General features: G+C 62.2%; 13 protein-coding genes. 8 read left to right on the forward strand and 5 right to left on the reverse strand.

The window, feature by feature from the left end; genetic code table 11:
• Positions 1–93 precede the first annotated feature (93 nt).
• Positions 94–4536 carry a hypothetical protein gene (locus ACQR13_RS27270; protein WP_316202673.1) on the forward strand — a complete coding sequence of 1481 codons (4443 nt, stop codon included), beginning with the start codon at positions 94–96 and terminating at the stop codon, positions 4534–4536.
• A gap of 197 nt (positions 4537–4733) precedes the next feature.
• Here the strand turns inward: ACQR13_RS27270 and shc are convergent, their stop codons facing one another.
• Together shc and ACQR13_RS27280 are read right to left on the reverse strand one after the other, a co-directional pair.
• A complete protein-coding gene (gene shc / locus ACQR13_RS27275) occupies positions 4734–6788 on the reverse strand; it encodes a squalene--hopene cyclase (protein WP_316201618.1) in 2055 nt (684 codons plus the stop codon).
• A gap of 214 nt (positions 6789–7002) precedes the next feature.
• Positions 7003–7410 carry an MAPEG family protein gene (locus tag ACQR13_RS27280; RefSeq protein ID WP_315716545.1) on the reverse strand — a complete coding sequence of 136 codons (408 nt, stop codon included), beginning with the start codon at positions 7408–7410 and terminating at the stop codon, positions 7003–7005.
• A gap of 95 nt (positions 7411–7505) precedes the next feature.
• Here ACQR13_RS27280 and hemH point away from each other — a divergent pair, with 95 nt between their 5' ends.
• The 3 genes from hemH to ACQR13_RS27295 all read left to right on the forward strand — a co-directional run bounded on the left by hemH (position 7506) and on the right by ACQR13_RS27295 (position 10239).
• The gene (gene hemH / locus ACQR13_RS27285; protein WP_434863422.1) at positions 7506–8558 is read left to right on the forward strand and encodes a ferrochelatase; all 1053 of its coding nucleotides are present in this window, start codon (positions 7506–7508) and stop codon (positions 8556–8558) included.
• A 203-nt stretch (positions 8559–8761) separates the two neighbouring features.
• Complete coding sequence (locus tag ACQR13_RS27290; RefSeq protein ID WP_315716547.1) at positions 8762–9766, forward strand: SPFH domain-containing protein; 1005 nt, start codon at positions 8762–8764, stop codon at positions 9764–9766.
• A gap of 17 nt (positions 9767–9783) precedes the next feature.
• Positions 9784–10239 (forward strand): NfeD family protein, encoded by a 456-nt coding sequence (locus ACQR13_RS27295; protein ID WP_434863423.1) that lies wholly within the window; start codon positions 9784–9786, stop codon positions 10237–10239.
• Positions 10240–10377: 138 nt separating this feature from the next.
• Here ACQR13_RS27295 and ACQR13_RS27300 read toward each other — a convergent pair whose 3' ends face one another.
• Entirely contained in the window at positions 10378–12096 is a 1719-nt protein-coding gene (locus ACQR13_RS27300) for an outer membrane beta-barrel protein (protein ID WP_434863424.1), read from the reverse strand.
• 170 nt (positions 12097–12266) lie between these two features.
• Here ACQR13_RS27300 and ACQR13_RS27305 point away from each other — a divergent pair, with 170 nt between their 5' ends.
• The gene (locus tag ACQR13_RS27305; RefSeq protein ID WP_434863425.1) at positions 12267–13268 is read left to right on the forward strand and encodes a KpsF/GutQ family sugar-phosphate isomerase; all 1002 of its coding nucleotides are present in this window, start codon (positions 12267–12269) and stop codon (positions 13266–13268) included.
• A gap of 51 nt (positions 13269–13319) precedes the next feature.
• Here the strand turns inward: ACQR13_RS27305 and ACQR13_RS27310 are convergent, their stop codons facing one another.
• The gene (locus ACQR13_RS27310) at positions 13320–13862 is read right to left on the reverse strand and encodes a carboxymuconolactone decarboxylase family protein (protein ID WP_315769287.1); all 543 of its coding nucleotides are present in this window, start codon (positions 13860–13862) and stop codon (positions 13320–13322) included.
• A gap of 142 nt (positions 13863–14004) precedes the next feature.
• Here ACQR13_RS27310 and ACQR13_RS27315 point away from each other — a divergent pair, with 142 nt between their 5' ends.
• The 3 genes from ACQR13_RS27315 to ACQR13_RS27325 all read left to right on the forward strand — a co-directional run bounded on the left by ACQR13_RS27315 (position 14005) and on the right by ACQR13_RS27325 (position 16008).
• Complete coding sequence (locus ACQR13_RS27315; protein WP_315716709.1) at positions 14005–14274, forward strand: winged helix-turn-helix transcriptional regulator; 270 nt, start codon at positions 14005–14007, stop codon at positions 14272–14274.
• Between the two features lie 87 nt (positions 14275–14361).
• Entirely contained in the window at positions 14362–15177 is an 816-nt protein-coding gene (locus tag ACQR13_RS27320) for an arylamine N-acetyltransferase family protein (RefSeq protein WP_315716552.1), read from the forward strand.
• 15 nt (positions 15178–15192) lie between these two features.
• On the forward strand, positions 15193–16008 hold the full coding sequence (locus tag ACQR13_RS27325) for an arylamine N-acetyltransferase family protein (RefSeq protein ID WP_315769289.1): 816 nt from the start codon (positions 15193–15195) through the stop codon (positions 16006–16008).
• Positions 16009–16565: 557 nt separating this feature from the next.
• On the opposite strand, the gene ACQR13_RS27330 is transcribed toward ACQR13_RS27325, so the two are convergent.
• A complete protein-coding gene (locus ACQR13_RS27330; RefSeq protein ID WP_315716554.1) occupies positions 16566–18014 on the reverse strand; it encodes a glutamate synthase subunit beta in 1449 nt (482 codons plus the stop codon).
• Positions 18015–18243: the final 229 nt, after the last annotated feature.

Below are 18243 nucleotides of genomic sequence, written 5' to 3' on the forward strand. Positions count from 1 at the left end.
CTGGCAGAGGATGGTATTTGCTGCTGTTGCTGTAAGTCCGTGTTGCAAATTAATTAGAATCTTTGCAGTGTTTCAACCACAGCGAGCGGGCTGATGTACGGCAGCATCGGTTGGAACAACATGTCTCAACTTTCTCAGTCACACATGAATTTGAATCGTGTGCCGGAAGCTCAGCGTGACCACGTAACGGCGGCTCTCTCAGAGTGGAAAGCAACATCGTTTTACGTGAGAAAAGCTCTTTCGGGCAAGTCAGGAGCATTTGCCCTGTTGGTTGACGTCAAACTGATCTCGCCAAAAGCCTACGAAGGCGTCGCTGTCTTAAAGTTCGGTAGTTCAGTCGATCTGGATCGAGAGCTGAAAAATTACGACGCCGTCCGGCGAATATCGCCCAATGTTTCGGCTTCAATCCCCCAAATAATCGCATCTTGTAACCTGTCGGAATGCACTCTTTGCTTGATGACCGTGACAGCTTGGAGCTTGCTCGAAGTCGACTCGATGATCGATCTTAAGGGGCCCGATCTAAACCTCGCGTGTCAGCTGGTATCAGACTTTCTGCTTACGGCCTTTAATAGGCAGGTCAAGTTCGATCCTGCTACGACTACTGTATCGTCTATTCTGATCAATATGGTGGAGCGTCAAGTAGGCCCCGATAGTCGCATACCCTTGTATCTTCATACCCATACCAATTTATCTTCACAGGCGAACTATTTCCGGTATCTTGGGACCGACTATCCAAATCCTCTTGTTATTGCGAAGAGTGATACGAGACTTGGATCGACAACTTTATGCTGTCCGCGTGGTGCTGTTCATGGCGATCTTCACGCTGGTAACGTGTTGATGAGTCGATACGGTGGAGACCAGGGAAAGAAGGTTTTCTTAATTGATTTTGATACGTTCCAGTCAGAAGGACCCCTTCTATTCGATCACGCGTATCTTGAGCTAAATCTGCTGTTGTCCGCGAGGTCGGAGGCCACGCCTCAGCGATGGAAGGACTTGTGTGATCAAATCTCAGATGCGTTCGAGCCAGCTGATCCGCGCGGAGCTCTTCATCGAGATGATGCTGGCTTGTTGTGGACCTGCAAGATGCTTCGACAGCCGCTATCAACTTGGGTAAAAAACAATCATGCTGGGCGAACAGAAGATATAAAGAAGCAAATACTGCTGGCGAGAATTGCAGCTGGGATTAACTTCTGCAACAAGCGTTCGCTTGGCGAAGACGACGTTCAATCTGACAAACTTAAGTTTTTCTCATTCATTTACGCAGCTACTTTTGCGAGATCGCTTTCGCTCTACTTGAAAGAAGAGGTTCCTTCCGACGGGCCATCTGTGCGCTATAATGAAGAAATGCCGCTTCCGAGTTCCAATGACTGGAGAGAGGCGTGGGACTCTTGTCGGGCGTTTAATGAAACTAGCGCTTCATATATCTTAGTTTCGAGTACCGAACTGGCTGATCAGGGCGAATTTGCAATTAAGATGTTGTCTCGCCTTCCCTGGAAGTTGGTAATAGATGCTAGTCTTGCGGGAATATCATCCCGTTTAGCGAGCATCGGATTGGAGGAGGCTAGGAGAGAGCGGTCAGTATTTCACGCCTTTCCGCATCAAGTTCTGACAGCGGATATTGTTAGTTCGAGCATTTGGATAGCTACTGAAACACAAGACGACAAGACCCAAAACGTTCCGGAGACTATCGCAACCTGGAAGGCTCGCACTCTCGGACCGTTAAGGAAAGTTGTTGCTAGCTTGTATGACAGCATTGTTCCAAGTCCGATTATTTTGCTCGCCATAAGTGATGGCAAGCAGACGGTCAAGCTTCGTAGCATCCTGTCTGCCGTCCAAGAGGCGGTTCCCAGAGGCTTGTCTGTAGTTTGGATTTCAGAGGAGGCCTGCACCGAAGCCCCTGCGTCGATTGGCGAGGAAGTCGAGTCTTTGCGTATAGTAAAATGCAAGATCGATGATCTGATGCTTGGCGCCTATCAGGACATCGGAGATGTCGATGGTCAGCGTTCTATCTGGGTGCCCGCGCGAGGTAATCCCGCGGGGGTGCGGTTCGAGAGATTAACCGATGCTGAGAATGCTCGCTACGCCGCAAGCTTTGAGCTGTTCCCTTCAAGCGTGTCAAATCTTGGCTTCGGCGATTCGGAAGAGGTTGACTCGTTTCTGCACGGAAACACAATAACTTGGCACGGGCTCGATACGCACGCGGATGCAGATCGTGAACTGACAAGGAATGTCGTTTCTGTTCTTAGAGAGCGTTTGGCGGGGTCGCCAAATGACTCGTACAGCATCGAGCACACCCCGGGGGCGGGCGGATCGACAGTAGCGCGAAGGATTTGTTGGGAGCTTCGTGATGAATTTCCGTGTGTGTCGATAGCTCGCGTGAATAGCGACTTGTTCGATGCGCTTGAGTCTCTCTTTCAGCGAACTGGTTTGCCTATCTTGGGAATAGTTGAGGCTGGCCTTGTCCCCGTAAACCAAAGAGACCTTTTGTTCAGTCAGCTAAAGGCTCGAAATGTGCGTTTTCTTCTTTTTGACGTTAAAAGACGAATTAAGCCGACACGTACTTCACATGGCGCTGCACTTCAGGATCCGATGCCGCTTCATGAAGCTCGTCGATTTCTGACAGTCTATTCTGCTCGCGCGCAAAAATCTAAAAGAGAGAGCCTGGCGCTTCTCGTCTCCGAAAGGCCAGAAGATCGATCGCATGCGGCATATAGGTCTCCATTTTTCTTTGGACTCTATGCTTTCGAGCGCGATTTCGTAAAAGTTGATAGCTACGTCCGGGGCTCGATGGAAGGGGCTTCGCAAGACGTTAAGGAGCTTGCGTGCGTCTTGGCTCTCGTATCGCGCTACTCCCAAGAACGTTTGCCATTGTCGGTTGTCAATATACTTGCTGGGCTCGACGCCACTTCAACGAAGGCGGATTTGGAGCGGATTATCGGCGACTCCGTCGCTCGGCTAATGTTCTCAGATGGGCGCACAATCGGTGTGAAGCACCCGTTGTTGGCAGAGGCTCTTCTGAAGCATCTGCTGCAACCTTTAGAGAACAGAAATCCGGACGCGTGGCGGGGGCCGCTTAACGATTTTTGTATGGCGACCGTCAGAAAATTAGTAGCTAAAGGTCTGTCAAAGAATAGTCATGTGCTCGAGATTTTGTATGATCTGTTTTTGGAGCGTCAAACGTCTGAGGGGACGACGAAGCAGCAGTTTTCCGCCCTGATGGAGGAATTTGGTTCGCCGCAAGGCGAGAAAATGATGTTGGAGGCGCTTTGCGAGCTAATTCCCGATAATCCGTATTTTATGAGCCATCTCGCAAGAAATCTGAACTATCGAAAAACTGGTTCTTTCGAAGAGGCGAAATCATTTGCAGAAAAGGCGATAGCTTTAGATGACAGTGATGACGACCATCATCATGTTTTGGGGATGATATACAGGTTTGAAATTGAAAGAAGGATTTCGTCTGATTACGATCGTCCGGCTAATTTAGATAGAATTATTTCGTCTATTGACGATCTCTTTAGTCGCGCCGTTGAGTCGTTTAGTAGGGCTAGGGCGCTGAGGGTAGACAATCAGTTTCCACTAATTACGCCAATACAAATGTCGCTCTACGTTTTGGAGAGTTTGTTTTCATTGTCGGCATGTGAAAATTTTATCGAGTTCATCAACGGGGAGAGTGGTGCTGCCTCGTGGTGTCGGGCAAAGCTAGACTATGCTGATGACCTCTTTGATGAATTGCATCAGCTGGAGGCGGATAGTCAGCCATCTGAACGTCGGGTTCGATGCGATTCTGAGAGGAGTCGTCTTCTCGGGAACGTTGGGCAGATGTTGCAACAGCTCAGGTCGCTCTTGGGTCGCTCGGATGTAAGTAAAGGGCCGGTTCGGCGATTGATATCGAAGTGGCATCTTGAAAGGCTGTCTATTGCTAATAATGTAGAAATGAAACATGTCCGTGAAGCTGTCGCGCTTTCGTTTGATAATTTAAACGATAATCCAGGCAGCGTGCACGATTTGCGCAATTGGTTGAGGGCATACAGAATGATGCCCGATTTTTCATTTTCAACTGCAATTGATCGCGTGACAAGGGCGTCTCTTGTCAGTGATAGTATCGAGCCGATCTACTATCTGATGATAATCAACTTTATGGCTTACCGGGCGGGAATACAGTCGGGTCTGCCGGAAGCGCGGAAGTATTTGGATCTTTGTCGTCGTAGGGCGAGTGCCCTTATATCAAAAAAGTCGTATGAATGGATTTCCACTAGAAAATTGGATCGAACTTTGCAGTTAGCGCATCACTCCGAGCTTGGTGGTTGGTCTAAAAAGGAAGATTTTTTTCGGAAGCGAGGTATGTTGGAAAAAGTAGAAGGTCGGATCGACGAGATTAGATCCCCGCAATCAGGAACTATCATTGTGAGCGGACTGCCCGCGTTTTTTACGCCACGATCAGACTTCAGAAAGATCAGCGACACCAATCGAAATGTCCGAGCTTATATCGGGTTTAGTTATGAAGGGCTTCGGGCATGGAGTGTGGAGCCAGCCTAGGTCTGTCGCCGTCAGTTAAGTCGCTTTCTTCGGGGAATCAGCAATAGATACAGCGCTCCGGCAATTCTGATGGTGCGACCGGCTCGTCGGACGTTGCCTCCAACCGCTCCAAGTGGTCACGGGTCTCGGCTCAACGCTCAAGGCCGGGACGACACCGAGTGGGTGCAGCATCCAACATGGCCGAGAGCTGATGGCCCCTACCCATGCCCCTGTGGCCGCAGCGCGCGGCCCAAGGCCATCAGCGGGAAGTAGTGGCGGTACATGCCGTAGCGGAGCATGAAGGCGCGGGACAGCTCCGGGCCCTGCATCAGCCGCTCCTGCAAAGAGGGATCGGTCAGCTTGATGGTCTGGCCGACGCCGTAGCCGGGGAAGCCGGTGCCGGTGAATTCCGGCTCGTCCCAGGTGCCGGCCGACTGGCGCTCGACCAGCCACATGCAGCCGCGCTCGATCGCCTCCTTGTCATCAGGACGGTTGGCGGCGAGCAGGGCCATCAGCGCCCACGCCGTCTGTGACGCCGTGGTGGTGCCGCGGCCGACCGCGCTGACATCCATGTAGGAGGCGCAGCTCTCGCCCCAGCCGCCGTCCGGCTGCTGATGCGCGACGAGCCAGTCGCAGGCGCGGCCGATATAGGGTTGCGTCATGTCCTCGCCGATCGCGGCCAGCGCCGGCAGCACCGCGCCGGTGCCGTAGACGTAGTTGACACCCCAGCGGCCGAACCACGGGCCGCTCGGCTCCTGCTCCCGTCGGATGTAGTCGAGCGCGCGCACCATGGCCGGATGATTGCGCGAGATGCCGAGCTTGCCGAACGCCTCGACGATGTGGGCGGTGACGTCGACCGACGGCGGATCGAGCGCCTCGCCGTAGTCGCAGAACGGAATCTTGGTCAGGATCTGCTGGTTGTTGTCCTTGTCGAACGCGCCCCAGCCGCCGCCCTGGCTCTGCATGCCGATCAGCCAGTCGACGCCGAGCTGAATCGCCTCGTCGATGCCCTTGGCTTGCCACTTCGGATCATGCCGCAGCGGCGCCAGCGCGATCAACGCCACGGCGGTGTCGTCCGTGTCGGGATAATAGTTGTTGGCGTATTCGAATGCCCAGCCGCCCGGCTTGACGTGCGGTAGCTTCATCGACCAGTCGCCGGGCACGCGGACCTGGCGGTCGAGCACCCAGTCGACCGCCTTGTCGACGGCCTCGGGGTAATCGCCGAGCACGCCGGCATCGTCGAAGGCGAGCAGCGTCAGGATCGTGTCCCACACTGGACTGTTGGTCGCCTGGATGTAGGTGGCGTCGCCGACATCGACTCGCCAGCCGGGATCGTTCAGGGCATCGAGGCCCTTGGCGAGAACGGGATGATTGAGCGGATAGCCCTCGGCGTAGAGCGCCATCAGGCCGTAGATCCAGGGCGGCTGGATGCCGCCCCAGGCGCCGTCGAAATCCTGGTGGCGGATCATCCATTCCAGCACGCGGCTGGTCGCCGCCGGGCGGAACAGGCCGAGATTGAGCTTGTTGCCGAGGTTCTGCAGGGCATGCAGCACCTTGTCGGCGCCGCGGAAGAATTTGTCCCAGCCGCCGGCATTGGCCTTGACCGGCAGGTCATAATCGAACGCGTTGCGCCCATGTGGAAACAGCGCGTCCAGCCGGTTCTCGGGCGGCAGCGGCCGGCTCGGTCGCCGCGCCGACAGCACCGCGATCGGCATCAGGGTTGCGCGTGCCCATTGCGCGAAATTGTAGATCGAGAACGGAAACCAGAGCGGAAACCAGATCACCTCGGGCGGGATGTTGGGGGTCTTCTCCCACGGCCATTCGCCGATCAGCGCCAGCCAATAGCGCGTGAACACGCGAATGTTGCGCAGGCCCCCCTTGGCTTCGATCCATTCGCGGGCGCGGCGCACCGGCGGCTCGTCGTCGCGGAAGCCGAGCGAGCGCAGCGCGGCATAGGCCTCGACGGTCGCGTTGATGTCGCCATTGGGGGCGCCGAAATAGACCTGCCAGGCGCCGTCCGGGCGCTGGCTGTCGAGCAGCGACTGGCCCAGGCGCTTGCGCAGCGGATGCTCCTCGAGCCCCATGAACCACAGCGCCAGGCACCATTGCGCCTCCATGCAGGCGTTGGATTCGGCGCGGCCGACCCAATGACCGTCGGGCTTCTGGTTGGCGATCAGCCAGTCCGCGGCCGCCCGCACCGTCGATTGCAGGGCGGTCTGGTAATTTCCCGGGTCGCGCGGCGCGCGCGCGGGGGCCGAGCTGGTCAAAGTCATCACGATCCCTCTGGCGGCCTCACAGTGCCGCTGCGGCAGTCCAATTCACTCCGCCCTATAGGGAATTTCGCCGTCAAATCCAATCAACTGGCCGCAGCAGACCGGATCAAAGGAGAAACGAATGGCGTACAGACGGAGGCCGCATGGCCGTTTTGGTTAGCATCCGGATGGGCATGGAGATGTGACGCTTCTCACGCCCGGAAACTGGGCCCACTCAAACCGGCAGGTATTGGCGCAGCAGGGGCAGGAAGAAGATCGCGACGGTGATCAGGAACCCGATCGCCCACAGGATCGAGCGCAGCGACGGCCGGTTGCCCACGTAGGTCAGCACATAGGCGGTGCGCACGATCACGAACAGCACCGACAGCTCGTTGATCAGGTTCTGCGGCGCGCCGCGGAACTCGGCCAGCAGCACCGCCGCGGCAAAGAACGGGAACGCCTCGATGCCGTTCTGATGGGCGCCCAGCGCCCGCTCGCGGATGCCGCCGGCGTAGAAGGCGGGATCTCGCGGCCGGGCGTTGTCATAGCGCCCGCCACCGTCGACGCTGATCCATTTCGCCGGCACGATCGTTAAGAGATAGAGCATTACGCTGGCGAAAATGCACAATTCGGCAATCGTCATGGCTCCTCCAGCCCGATGACAACAGTGAAATGGCCCTTATCTTGACAATGTCGAAACAAGCCGCCAAGCCACGCCCTTCAGCAGTCACGGGCATCATGACCGCCGCCATCTCTCTGGACAATGCCAGGCCTGTCGACGTCAGGCCGTTGCCGGCCGCGAGCACGTCCCGCGTCGGCGTGCTGCTGGTCAATCTCGGGACGCCGGATACGGCCGACGCCGCCGGCGTGCGGGTGTATCTGAAGGAGTTCCTGTCCGACCGCCGCGTCATCGAGGACCAGGGCCTGTTGTGGAAGATCATCCTCAACGGGATCATCCTCAATGTCCGGCCGCGCAAGAAGGCGAAAGACTACCAGTCGATCTGGAACACCGAGAAGAACGAATCGCCGCTGAAGACGATCACCCGCGCGCAGAGCGAGAAGCTGGCCGCTAGCCTGACCGACCGCAGCCACGTCATCGTCGACTGGGCGATGCGCTACGGCAATCCGTCGATCAAGGCTGGCGTCGATGGTCTCATGGCCCAGGGCTGCGACCGCATCCTGGTGGTGCCGCTCTATCCGCAATATTCAGCCGCGACCTCGGCGACCGTGTGCGACGAGGCGTTCCGCGTGCTGACCGAGCTGCGCGCGCAGCCGACGCTGCGGGTGACGCCGCCTTATTACAACGACGACTTCTACATCGAGGCGCTGGCCGTCTCGATCGAGGATCATCTGAAGACGCTGGCGTACAAGCCCGAGCTGATCGTGGCCTCGTTCCACGGCATGCCCAAGGAATATGTCGACAAGGGCGATCCCTATCGCGAGCAGTGCGTCGCCACCACCGAGCTCCTGCGCAAGCGGCTCGGCATGGACGACACCAAGCTGCTGCTGACCTTCCAGTCGCGCTTCGGCTTCTCGGAGTGGCTGCAGCCCTATACCGACAAGACCATCGAGAAGCTCGCCAAGGACGGCGTCAAGCGCATCGCCGTGGTGATGCCGGGCTTTGCCGCCGACTGCCTGGAGACGCTGGAGGAGATCTCCGGCGAGAATTGCGAGATCTTCAAGCACAATGGCGGCGAGGAATTCTCCGCCGTGCCGTGCCTGAACGATAGCGCGCCCGGCATGGAGGTGCTGCGGCAGCTCGTGCTGCGCGAGCTGCAGGGCTGGGTGTAAAAGGCTGGCTCTGAGCCGCCGGCGGTATTGCCGGCCCGCTAGGTGAGCCGCCCGCCGGCGCAAGGCGGACGACCGTCCGCCCGTCGAAAATACTTTCCTGAACCGCGCCTAGCGGACCCCCGACCAAATCATGCAGTAATCCCTAGATTGTGATGGCTGCAGAGGCTGGTGAGGGGACGATCGTCTCCTCCCTTGGAGGATCCATGAGCGGTTTCGACATTTTCGCCATAGCGCTGGTGCTGCTGGTCATCTTCACGCTGTATTCCGGCGTGAAGACCGTGCCACAGGGGTTCGACTGGACCGTCGAACGGTTCGGCAAATACACCCGCACACTGTCGCCGGGCCTCAACATCATCGTGCCCTTCTTCGATCGCATCGGGCGCAAGATCAACATGATGGAGCAGGTGATCGACATCCCCGAGCAGGAGGTCATCACCAAGGACAACGCCACCGTGACGGTCGACGGCGTTGCCTTCTACCAGGTGTTCGACGCCGCCAAGGCGAGCTACGAGGTGTCGAACCTCAACCAGGCGATCGTCACCTTGACCATGACCAACATCCGCTCGGTGATGGGCGCGATGGATCTCGACCAGGTGCTGTCGCATCGCGACGAGATCAACGAGCGGCTGCTGCGCGTCGTCGACGCCGCGGTGTCGCCATGGGGCCTCAAGGTCAACCGCATCGAGATCAAGGACATCGTGCCGCCGGCCGACCTGGTCGAGGCGATGGGCCGGCAGATGAAGGCCGAGCGCGTCAAGCGCGCCGACATCCTGCAGGCCGAGGGCCAGCGGCAGTCGGAGATCCTGCGCGCGGAAGGCGCCAAGCAGAGCCAGATCCTGCAGGCCGAGGGCCGCCGCGAATCGGCCTTTCTCGATGCCCAGGCGCGCGAGCGCGCCGCGGAGGCCGAGGCCAAGGCGACGCAGATGGTGTCGGACGCGATCTCCAAGGGCGACGTCGCCGCGCTCAACTACTTCATCGCCGACAAGTACATCAAGGCGTTCGGCCAGCTCGCCGACTCGCCGAACCAGAAGGTGATCATGCTGCCGCTGGAGGCGACGGGCATGCTGGCCTCGCTCGCCGGCATCGGCGAGATCGCCAAGGCGACGTTCGGCGAGAGCGCGGCTTCGGCCGTGGCAGCCGCGCGCCGCGGCGGCTCGGTGCCGTCAGCGGGGACGGCGCCGAAACCGCCGACGCCGCCGCAGGCTTGACGCAGGGGAGGACACTGATGAGCGACATGTTCGTGACGCTCGGCACCTGGAACTGGCTGATCTTCGGCATCATCCTGATGGCGCTGGAGCTGCTCGCGCCGGGCATCTTCCTGTTCTGGCTGGGACTCGCGGCGCTGCTGGTCGGGCTGCTGTCGTTTGCGTTTGCGCCGGGATGGCAACTGCAGATCCTGCTGTTCGCGCTGTTCGCGCTGTTCGCGCTCGCCGCCGTGCCGCTGTGGCGGCGCCTCGCGCGGGCGAGCGCGGCGCCGTCGCAGGACAATCCATTCCTCAACCGCCGCTCGGCGGCCCTGGTCGGTCGCGAGTTCACCCTGGAGAAGCCGATCGTCGGTGGCAACGGCACCGTGCGTATCGACGACACGGTGTGGCGCGTGGCGGGCCCGGACACGCCGGCCGGCAGCCGCGTCCGCATCGTGCAGGCGGACGGCGCGCAGCTCACGGTGGCCGCCGCGTAGTCCTGCGGGCGAGTTGACCGCTTTGAGCGACAGCCCCACCGCGTCATTGCGAGCGCAGCGAAGCAATCCAGAGTCGTTTCCAAAACCCTGGATTGCTTCGTCGCTGCGCTCCTCGCAATGACGGGGCGAGAGCTGGGTTCAATTCTGCAGCCTCACGCCGACCATCACCACCGTGCCGGAAGAACCGGCGCCGGTGATGTTCGAATCCAGTTTGTCGTAGCGCAGCGTGCCCTTGACCCAGACGTTCCGCGACATCTTGTAGACGAGGTTGCCTTCGGCCGAATAGGTGCGGTCGCTGCGGCCGTAGCCCTGATAGTCGAGCGTGCCGAAGCTGAACTTGCCGATGCCGGTCAGCCAGCGGCGGAAATCGTGGTCGACCTGCACCGTGTAGGTGCGCACCAGCACGCCGGAGGCGCCGGCCACCGTCGTTTCTGCGAGCTGGGTGTCGGAGAGAAACCGCGCGGTGGTCAGCGGCGTCGCCGACCACACCAGCGAGGCCGTGGTGAGGAAGCCCTGCAGCCGGTTGAGCCGCGGGTCGACATAGCTGCGCGTGGCATAGCCCATCGAGACCTCGCCGGTCAGGAGCCGGGTGAACTCGAACGAGGTGCCGGCCTTGGCATAGCCGCCCGAGGAGTCGCGCTGATAGCCCGAACGATCGACCCGCTGGTCGTGCACGCGGCTGTCGCCCTGGATCTCGGCGAACGGCTTCAGGCCGGGCATGACCTCGTAGGACACCCGGCCGATGCCGCCGAACTGATTGTAGTTGCGGTCGTCGTTCGACGTCATCGTGCCGTCGGTCAGCTTGCTCTGCTGATAGCTGGTGCGATCGGCGGTGGCGCCCGCCGAAATCTGCAGCCGGTTGAAGCGCTGGTCGATGCCGATGGTGGTGCCGAGCGTGGTGTAGACCGGATAGCGCGCCAATCCAGCTTGCACGCTGGGACTGCCGGGATTGTCGGTCGCGGCACGCAGCCGGAGCTGGGCGCCGACCGAGGTGTCGCGGCTGACGTCGAGGCGGCCGTCGACATGGCCGGTGAAGTCGGGGCGGTCGAGCGTGGTCGGCGCCGAATTGATGCCGCCATCCATCGTTGCCGGCAGGGTGCTGCCATAGCCGGTGAAGGAGCCCCGCAGGTCGGCGACGAGGGCGTGACGCTCCCAGTTCGACACCGCCAGGAATTCCGGCGCGATCACCCAGGCCGGCATGCCGCGCGGCTTGGCGAGGCGGGCCGGGTTGCTGTCATAGCCGGCCGAGAGCTCCACCGCGCCCTTGATCAGGAACGGGCCGGCGTAATCGCCGACCGCGCCGAACGGGTCGTCGTCGATTCTGAGGCGCTTGCGCGGCGGCTGGCCGGGCACGGTGCCGGCCATGGCAGGCGGGAGCGGCTGCCGGTTGGCGGAGGCCGAGGGCGGCAGGGTCGGGCGCAACTGGCCGGTGAGCTCGCCGGACGGCCGCGTGCCGGGGCCCGGCGCCGGCTTGGGCCGCGCCTGGGCGGGATAGTATCTCGGCTTCTTGCGGGTGCGATTCAGCGAATCATAGCCGACATCGGATGCGCCGCTGGCCGCGGGTACACCGGGCAGGGGGACCAGATTTCGTCGTGCGGCCGAGCTGGTCGGCGCAGGCGTCGCGGGCAGCCCTGGCGTCGGGACGGCATCGGTCAGGCCGCTGACCACGGTCCGCCGCAACGGGGAGTCCTGCGGAGCCAGGAAGCCGTCGCGCACCGGCCGGAACACGTCGATGGTCTGCGAGTGCGCCGCATCGGGGCCGAGCGCGCCGAGCAGCAGGCATGCGGCGGAGGCGCCGCGCCACACCGCGCGCCTTCGCGCGCGCCTCGCGCGGCCGCTGTCAGGCCTCCACCCCACGATGAAAATACTCCAACAAAATCAATTGCGTCGTCGGGACACCCGCGCCGCCCGGCAAACCGCGTCGTTAAGGGAGTAAAAACAAATATGGTTAATGGGCTGTTGATGGCGCCTTGCTGCCTTACCCATGCTAAAGAGCGGCGCCTGACTGTTCAGCCTTGGAAGTCCGCATGCCGAGATCGAAGCCGTTGCCCGACACCGCTCCCGCCAACGCAGATATCCAGTCGGCACTGCGCACGCTCGATGCCGGCAGCAACGGCATTGCCGCGATCTCCGCGGCGCTGTCGGGACCTCTGGGAGCGGCCTTCGCGGCCGCCGTCGAACTGATCCGCCAGGCGAAGGGCCGGGCGATCCTCACCGGTCTCGGCAAGTCCGGCCACGTCGCCCGCAAGATGGCCGCCACGCTCGCCTCGACCGGCACGCCCGCGTTCTTCGTGCATTCCGCCGAGGCCGGCCATGGCGATCTCGGCATGATCACCTCGGACGACGTCGTCATCGCGCTGTCGTGGTCCGGCGAGCAGCCGGAGATGAAGACGCTGGTCAACTATACCAAGCGCTTCGCCATCCCGCTGATCGCGGTCACCTCCAATGCGCAATCGTCGCTGGGGCAGGCGGCGCGCATCGTGCTGGAGCTGCCGAAGGCGCGCGAGGCCTGCCCGCACAATCTGGCGCCGACCACCTCGACCCTGATGCAGGCCGCGATCGGCGATGCGCTCGCGATCGCGCTGCTCGAAGGCCGCGGCTTCACCGCGCTGGAATTCGCCAATTTCCATCCGGGCGGCAAGCTCGGCGCCATGCTCAAGCACATCTCGGACCTGATGCGCTCGGGCGACGCGGTGCCGCTGAAGCCGCTCGGCACCGGCATGCCGGATGCGCTGGCCGAGATGTCGGCCAAGGGGCTCGGCTGCGTGGTCATCGTCGATGCTCGTGGTCACGTCGCCGGCATCATCACCGACGGCGACCTCCGCCGGAAGATGCGCGCCGATCTGTTGTCCGCATCGGTCGAGGAGATCATGACGGCGAACCCGCGCACCGTGCGCCGCGAGGCGCTGGCCTCCGAGGCGCTGGAGATCCTGAACTGCGCCAAGATCACCACGCTGATCGTCACCGACGGCGCCAGGCCGGTCGGCATCCTGCACATGCACGATCTGTTGCGGGCCGGGGTGGCCTAGCTCGAAGCGTCGTTTGCGGGCGCCCGGCTGCCGCGCGCTTGGGAAGACCGGTCAGCCTGCGTTGAATCGTGCCGCATCGGCCTCCAGCGGCAGCTGCAGTGCGTTCGCGACATACGACACGGTGCGATAGAAGCCGCACAGCAGGATGATTTCCAGCACCTGATCCTCATCATGATGCAGGCGGAGGCGGGCGAATTCGTCGTCGCTCAAGGTCGACCGTTGGTGCAAGGCATCGACCGCAGCGATCAGGGCCTGTTCGGGGGCCGACCAGCACGCCGCGTCGGCCGGTGCATTCACGGTGGCGTCGATCTGTTGCGCCGTCAGGCCGGCGTCTGAGCCAAAGATGCGGACGTGCACGCCCCATTCGTACTCGCACGCATTCAGCGCGCAGGTCCGATCGATGACGATCTCGCGCTGACGCAGGGACAGCGGGCCGCGGTCGAGCAGGCTGCCGCCGCGAAATTTGGTCCAGGCGCGCGCATGGCCGGCCATCACCCGGAACAGCATCAAGGGCGGCGCCCCGCGCATGATCTGGTCGAATTGCGCCTGGATGTCGGCCGGGTAGGGCGGCTGCAGCGGGGCGATCCGGGGCATGGCGGTTCCTCCTGTGCGGTGCTACATTTACTGTAGCAGTATGCTACGCTTTCCGTAGCGCTTGGCAAGCTGTTGGAGAGTTTTCGTGCCGAAAGACGTTCAACCGCGCCGGGTGCGCGGCTCGCGCTCGGGCCGGCCGGTCATGGCGCTGCTCGATCTGTTGGGCCGGCGCTGGTGCCTGCGCATCGTCTGGGAGCTGCGCGACGACGCCCTGACCTCCCGGGCGCTGCGCGCGGCCTGCGACGAGGCCTCGCCGACCGTGTTGCAGGCGCGGCTGGACGAGCTGCGCGAGGCGGGCTTCATCGTGCTGGGCGACAGCGGCTACGAGCTGACGCCATTGGGGCGCGAGCTGTTGGAGACCTTCCTGCCGCTGCATCGCTTTGCCGAGCGCTGGAGCCGGCAGACGGGATGAGCCGAGCTTGGGCACGTGCGCGGTCCCGTTCTGGCCGGGCACGGCGGCGTCGTGCTATGGGCTCGTCCGAGACAGGGAGCAGAGCCGATGCCGGGCGCATTCGATCTGGATAAATATCTCGTGCGCATCGGCTATCGCGGGCCGCTGGCGCCGACGCTCGAGACGCTGGCCGGATTGCAGGCCGCCCATGTCGATGCGATCGCCTTCGAAGGCATCGATCCGCTGCTCGGCCGGCCCGTGAACATCGATCTCGCCTCGGTCCAGGCCAAGATCGTCGACGGCCGCCGCGGCGGCTATTGCTTCGAGCAGAATGCGCTGCTGAAAGCGGCGCTGGAGGCGATCGGCTTTGCGGTGACGCCGCTCTCGGCGCGGGTGCGGTGGCGGCTCGATGCCGATGCGCCGCTGACGCCGCGCACGCACATGATGCTGAAGGTGGACCTGCCGGAGGGGCCTCATCTCGCCGATGTCGGTTTCGGCTCCTGCCTGCTCGATACGCCGCTTCAGATGGTTGCCGACATCGAGCAGCCGACCGCGATGGGTACGTTCCGTCTGACGCTGTCTGATGGGCTGTATTGGCTCGCGGCGAAGCAGCCGGCCGGCTGGCGCACGATGTATGTGTTTGATCTGGTGCCGCAGATTCATGCCGACTATGTGCTCGGCAACTGGTTCACCTCGACCAGCCCGTTGACGCCGTTCACCTCGATGCTGATCCTGGAGCGGTTGACGCGTGAGGCGCGCTACAAGCTGGTCAATCGCCGCCTGGTCATCGAAGCGCGCGATGGCGAGGTGAGGAGCGAACAGATCATCGAGACGCCCGAGACGCTGCGCAGCGTCATCGAGGAGGTGTTCGGGCTCACGCTGCCGGTGCCCGTCGATGTGATCTGGAAGCGCATCGAGAGCTGACGGGAAAGCGTTGCGATGGCCGGTGAGCTTCAGCTGGATTCCTATCTCGCCCGCATCGACTATCGCGGGCCGCTCGCGCCCGACCTGTCGACGCTCGCAGCGCTGCAGGCCGCGCATGTCGACGCGCTGCCGTTCGAGGCGCTCGATCCGCTGATGGGCCGTCCCGTCCATGTCGACCTGCGGTCCGTGCAACAGAAGCTCGTGCTCGGCCGCCGCGGCGGCTACTGCTTCGAGCAGAACGTGCTGTTCCAGGCGGTGCTTGAGGCGATCGGATTCAAGACCACCGGCCTGGCCGGCCGGGTGCGCTGGCGCTCGGCGCCGACCGATCCGCTCGGGCCGCGCCAGCACATGATGCTGCTGGTCGAGGTCGATGGCCGCCCGCATCTCGTCGATGTCGGCTTCGGCATCTGCATGATGGATGCGCCCATTCGTCTCGAGCTCGGACCCGAGCAGCAGACGCCGATGGGAACGTTCCGCGTCGGCACGTGGGACGGGCTCTATACGGTCAGCGCGAAGCAGCCGACGGGCTGGCGCATGATGTATGCGTTCGACCTCGCGCCGCAGATCCATGCCGATTATGTGCTCGGCAGCTGGTACACCTCGACCAGCCCGAACGTGCCGGCCACGCATACGCTGATGATGGAGCGTGTCGAGCCCGGCATACGTCACAAGCTGGTCACCCGCCGCTATCAGCGGCAGGCGCGCGATGGCGAAGTCGTCGAGGAGCGTTTGATCGAGAGCGCTGCCGAACTCGGCCGCGTCATCGACGAGATATTCCGGGTGACGCCGCCGGTGCCGGTCGAAGACATCTGGGCAAGGACCAAGGCCTGATCACTCTCCGATGACGCGAGTCAAAACGCGTATTCGCGTGATCAGCGCGGACATGATCACGCGCGAACTGCATTTGAATGGAATGCCGGCGCGGCCATTGTGCTTATCTTAAGAGTCGCAGCTTTAGGTTGCGGGAACCAAGGGGGCTCGCGGCGTCCTGCCGTCGAACAGTGGGGACCGTCCACATGGCTGACATCGTGATGCTCGCGGTGCGCGCAATCCTCGAAGGCACGCCCGCTGCCGAGCCGGGCCGCTGTCGCTGCACGCGGCCTCATCCCGCCTGACATCGGAGCCGCGCGAGGCGCGGCTCATCCGAGCTGGCCCGATGGCCAGAACGGGTGGGGGCTTCACGGTGACACGTCGACCCTGACGCTTCGACGCTCATCCGATCGATCAAGGACCGTCGACCTGACCTGCCACTTCAGGCCGTGCGGAGATTCATGTCGAGGAAGCCCCCACCCCTTTTTTGTTTCACGTTCTGCTGACTGGATGCGATCTTGACCCAACAGTCGGTGCAAGCCCGTCCAGTTAGCGAAATAGGGTGTTCACGCCACGGCTCAGCGCGGCAGCTCGGTCTTGCCCATCAGGAACTTGTCGACGGCCTGGGCGCACAGGCGGCCCTCGCGGATCGCCCATACCACCAGGGACTGGCCGCGGCGCATGTCGCCGGCGGAGAAGACCTTCGGCAGCGAGGTCTGGTAGTCCGTCAGGTTGGCCTTGACGTTGCCGCGCGGGTCGAGATCGACGCCGAGGCTCTTGAGCAGGCCCTCATGCACCGGATGGACGAAGCCCATCGCCAGCAGCACCAGATCGGCCGCGAGCACGAACTCGGTGCCGGGAATCGGCTTGAACTGCGCGTCGACGCGGACGCAATGCAGCTTCTTGACCGCGCCGTTCTCGCCTTCGAACTTCTGGGTCAGCACCGCGAACTCGCGCGCCGCGCCTTCGGCCTGGCTCGACGACGTCCGCATCTTCAGCGGCCAGTTCGGCCAGGTCAGCGCCTTGTTCTCACGCTCCGGCGGCGCCGGCATGATCTCGAGCTGGGTCACCGACAGCGCGCCCTGGCGCAGCGAGGTGCCGATGCAGTCGCTGCCGGTGTCGCCGCCGCCGATCACGACGACATGCTTGCCGCCGGCCAGGATGTCGGTCGCGTTCACGGGCTCGTTGCCGACTCGGCGGTTCTGCTGCGGCAGGAAGTCCATCGCGTAATGGATACCGGTGAGATCGCGGCCGGGAATCGGCAGGTCGCGCGGGGCTTCCGCACCGCCGGTCAGCGCCACCGCGTCGTAATCCTTCAGCAGCGACGTCGCATCGAGGCCGTCCTTGCCGCCGACATTGACGCCATAGTGGAAGGTAACGCCTTCGCCTTCCATCTGGGTGATGCGGCGGTCGATGATGCCCTTCTCCATCTTGAAGTCGGGAATGCCATAGCGCAGCAGGCCGCCGGCCTTGGCGTGCTTCTCAAAGACATGGACGTCGTGACCGGCGCGCGCCAGTTGCTGGGCGCAGGCCATGCCGGCGGGGCCGGCGCCGACGACCGCAATCTTCTTGCCGGTTTTCACAGCGGCCGGCTCCGGCTTCAGCCAGCCGTTCTCCCAGGCCTTGTCGACGATGGCGCATTCGATCGTCTTGATGGTCACCGGATTGTCGTCGATGTTCAGCGTGCACGACGCCTCGCACGGGGCCGGGCAGATGCGGCCCGTGAACTCGGGGAAGTTGTTGGTCGAGTGCAGATTTCGCGACGCCTCTTCCCAATTGCCGTTGTAGACGAGGTCGTTCCAGTCCGGGATCTGGTTGTTGACTGGACAGCCGGTGGTGCCCGGTGCGGCCGAGCCGGTGCCGTGGCAATAGGGAATGCCGCAATTCATGCAGCGCGCCGCCTGGTCGCGCAGCTCCTTCTCGGAGAGCGGTACCACGAACTCGTTGAAGTTCTTCAGACGCTCGGCAACCGGCGCGTACTTGCGATCGTGCCGCTCGATTTCGAGAAAACCTGTGACCTTGCCCATGACCTACGACGTCCCTTGTCATCGTTTCCGTCATTCCGGGACGGCGCGTTAGCGCCGGACCCGGAATCTCGAAGTTGTGGGGCGAGATTCCGGGTTCGCGCTTCGCGCGCCCCGAAATGACGCCGTCTCTCATTCGCTCCGTCATTGCGAGGAGTGTCAGCGACGAAGCAATCCAGACTTTCTCCTGGGCCCTGGATTGCTTCCGCCTACGCCCCAAGGGGCTCCGGCG

It is taken from the genome of Bradyrhizobium sp. HKCCYLRH3059 (genome assembly GCF_051168035.1).
Classification (GTDB): domain Bacteria; phylum Pseudomonadota; class Alphaproteobacteria; order Rhizobiales; family Xanthobacteraceae; genus Bradyrhizobium.

What these genes read in the sequence shown, in the direction of transcription:
- ACQR13_RS27270 (WP_316202673.1), top strand. Translation starts at nt 94, where the DNA reads ATGTACGGCAGCATCGGTTGGAACAACATGTCTCAACTTTCTCAGTCA.
- shc (WP_316201618.1), bottom strand. Translation starts at nt 6,788, where the DNA reads ATGACTTTGACCAGCTCGGCCCCCGCGCGCGCGCCGCGCGACCCGGGA.
- ACQR13_RS27280 (WP_315716545.1), bottom strand. Translation starts at nt 7,410, where the DNA reads ATGACGATTGCCGAATTGTGCATTTTCGCCAGCGTAATGCTCTATCTC.
- hemH (WP_434863422.1), top strand. Translation starts at nt 7,506, where the DNA reads ATGACCGCCGCCATCTCTCTGGACAATGCCAGGCCTGTCGACGTCAGG.
- ACQR13_RS27290 (WP_315716547.1), top strand. Translation starts at nt 8,762, where the DNA reads ATGAGCGGTTTCGACATTTTCGCCATAGCGCTGGTGCTGCTGGTCATC.
- ACQR13_RS27295 (WP_434863423.1), top strand. Translation starts at nt 9,784, where the DNA reads ATGAGCGACATGTTCGTGACGCTCGGCACCTGGAACTGGCTGATCTTC.
- ACQR13_RS27305 (WP_434863425.1), top strand. Translation starts at nt 12,267, where the DNA reads ATGCCGAGATCGAAGCCGTTGCCCGACACCGCTCCCGCCAACGCAGAT.
- ACQR13_RS27310 (WP_315769287.1), bottom strand. Translation starts at nt 13,862, where the DNA reads ATGCCCCGGATCGCCCCGCTGCAGCCGCCCTACCCGGCCGACATCCAG.
- ACQR13_RS27315 (WP_315716709.1), top strand. Translation starts at nt 14,005, where the DNA reads ATGGCGCTGCTCGATCTGTTGGGCCGGCGCTGGTGCCTGCGCATCGTC.
- ACQR13_RS27320 (WP_315716552.1), top strand. Translation starts at nt 14,362, where the DNA reads ATGCCGGGCGCATTCGATCTGGATAAATATCTCGTGCGCATCGGCTAT.
- ACQR13_RS27325 (WP_315769289.1), top strand. Translation starts at nt 15,193, where the DNA reads ATGGCCGGTGAGCTTCAGCTGGATTCCTATCTCGCCCGCATCGACTAT.
- ACQR13_RS27330 (WP_315716554.1), bottom strand. Translation starts at nt 18,014, where the DNA reads ATGGGCAAGGTCACAGGTTTTCTCGAAATCGAGCGGCACGATCGCAAG.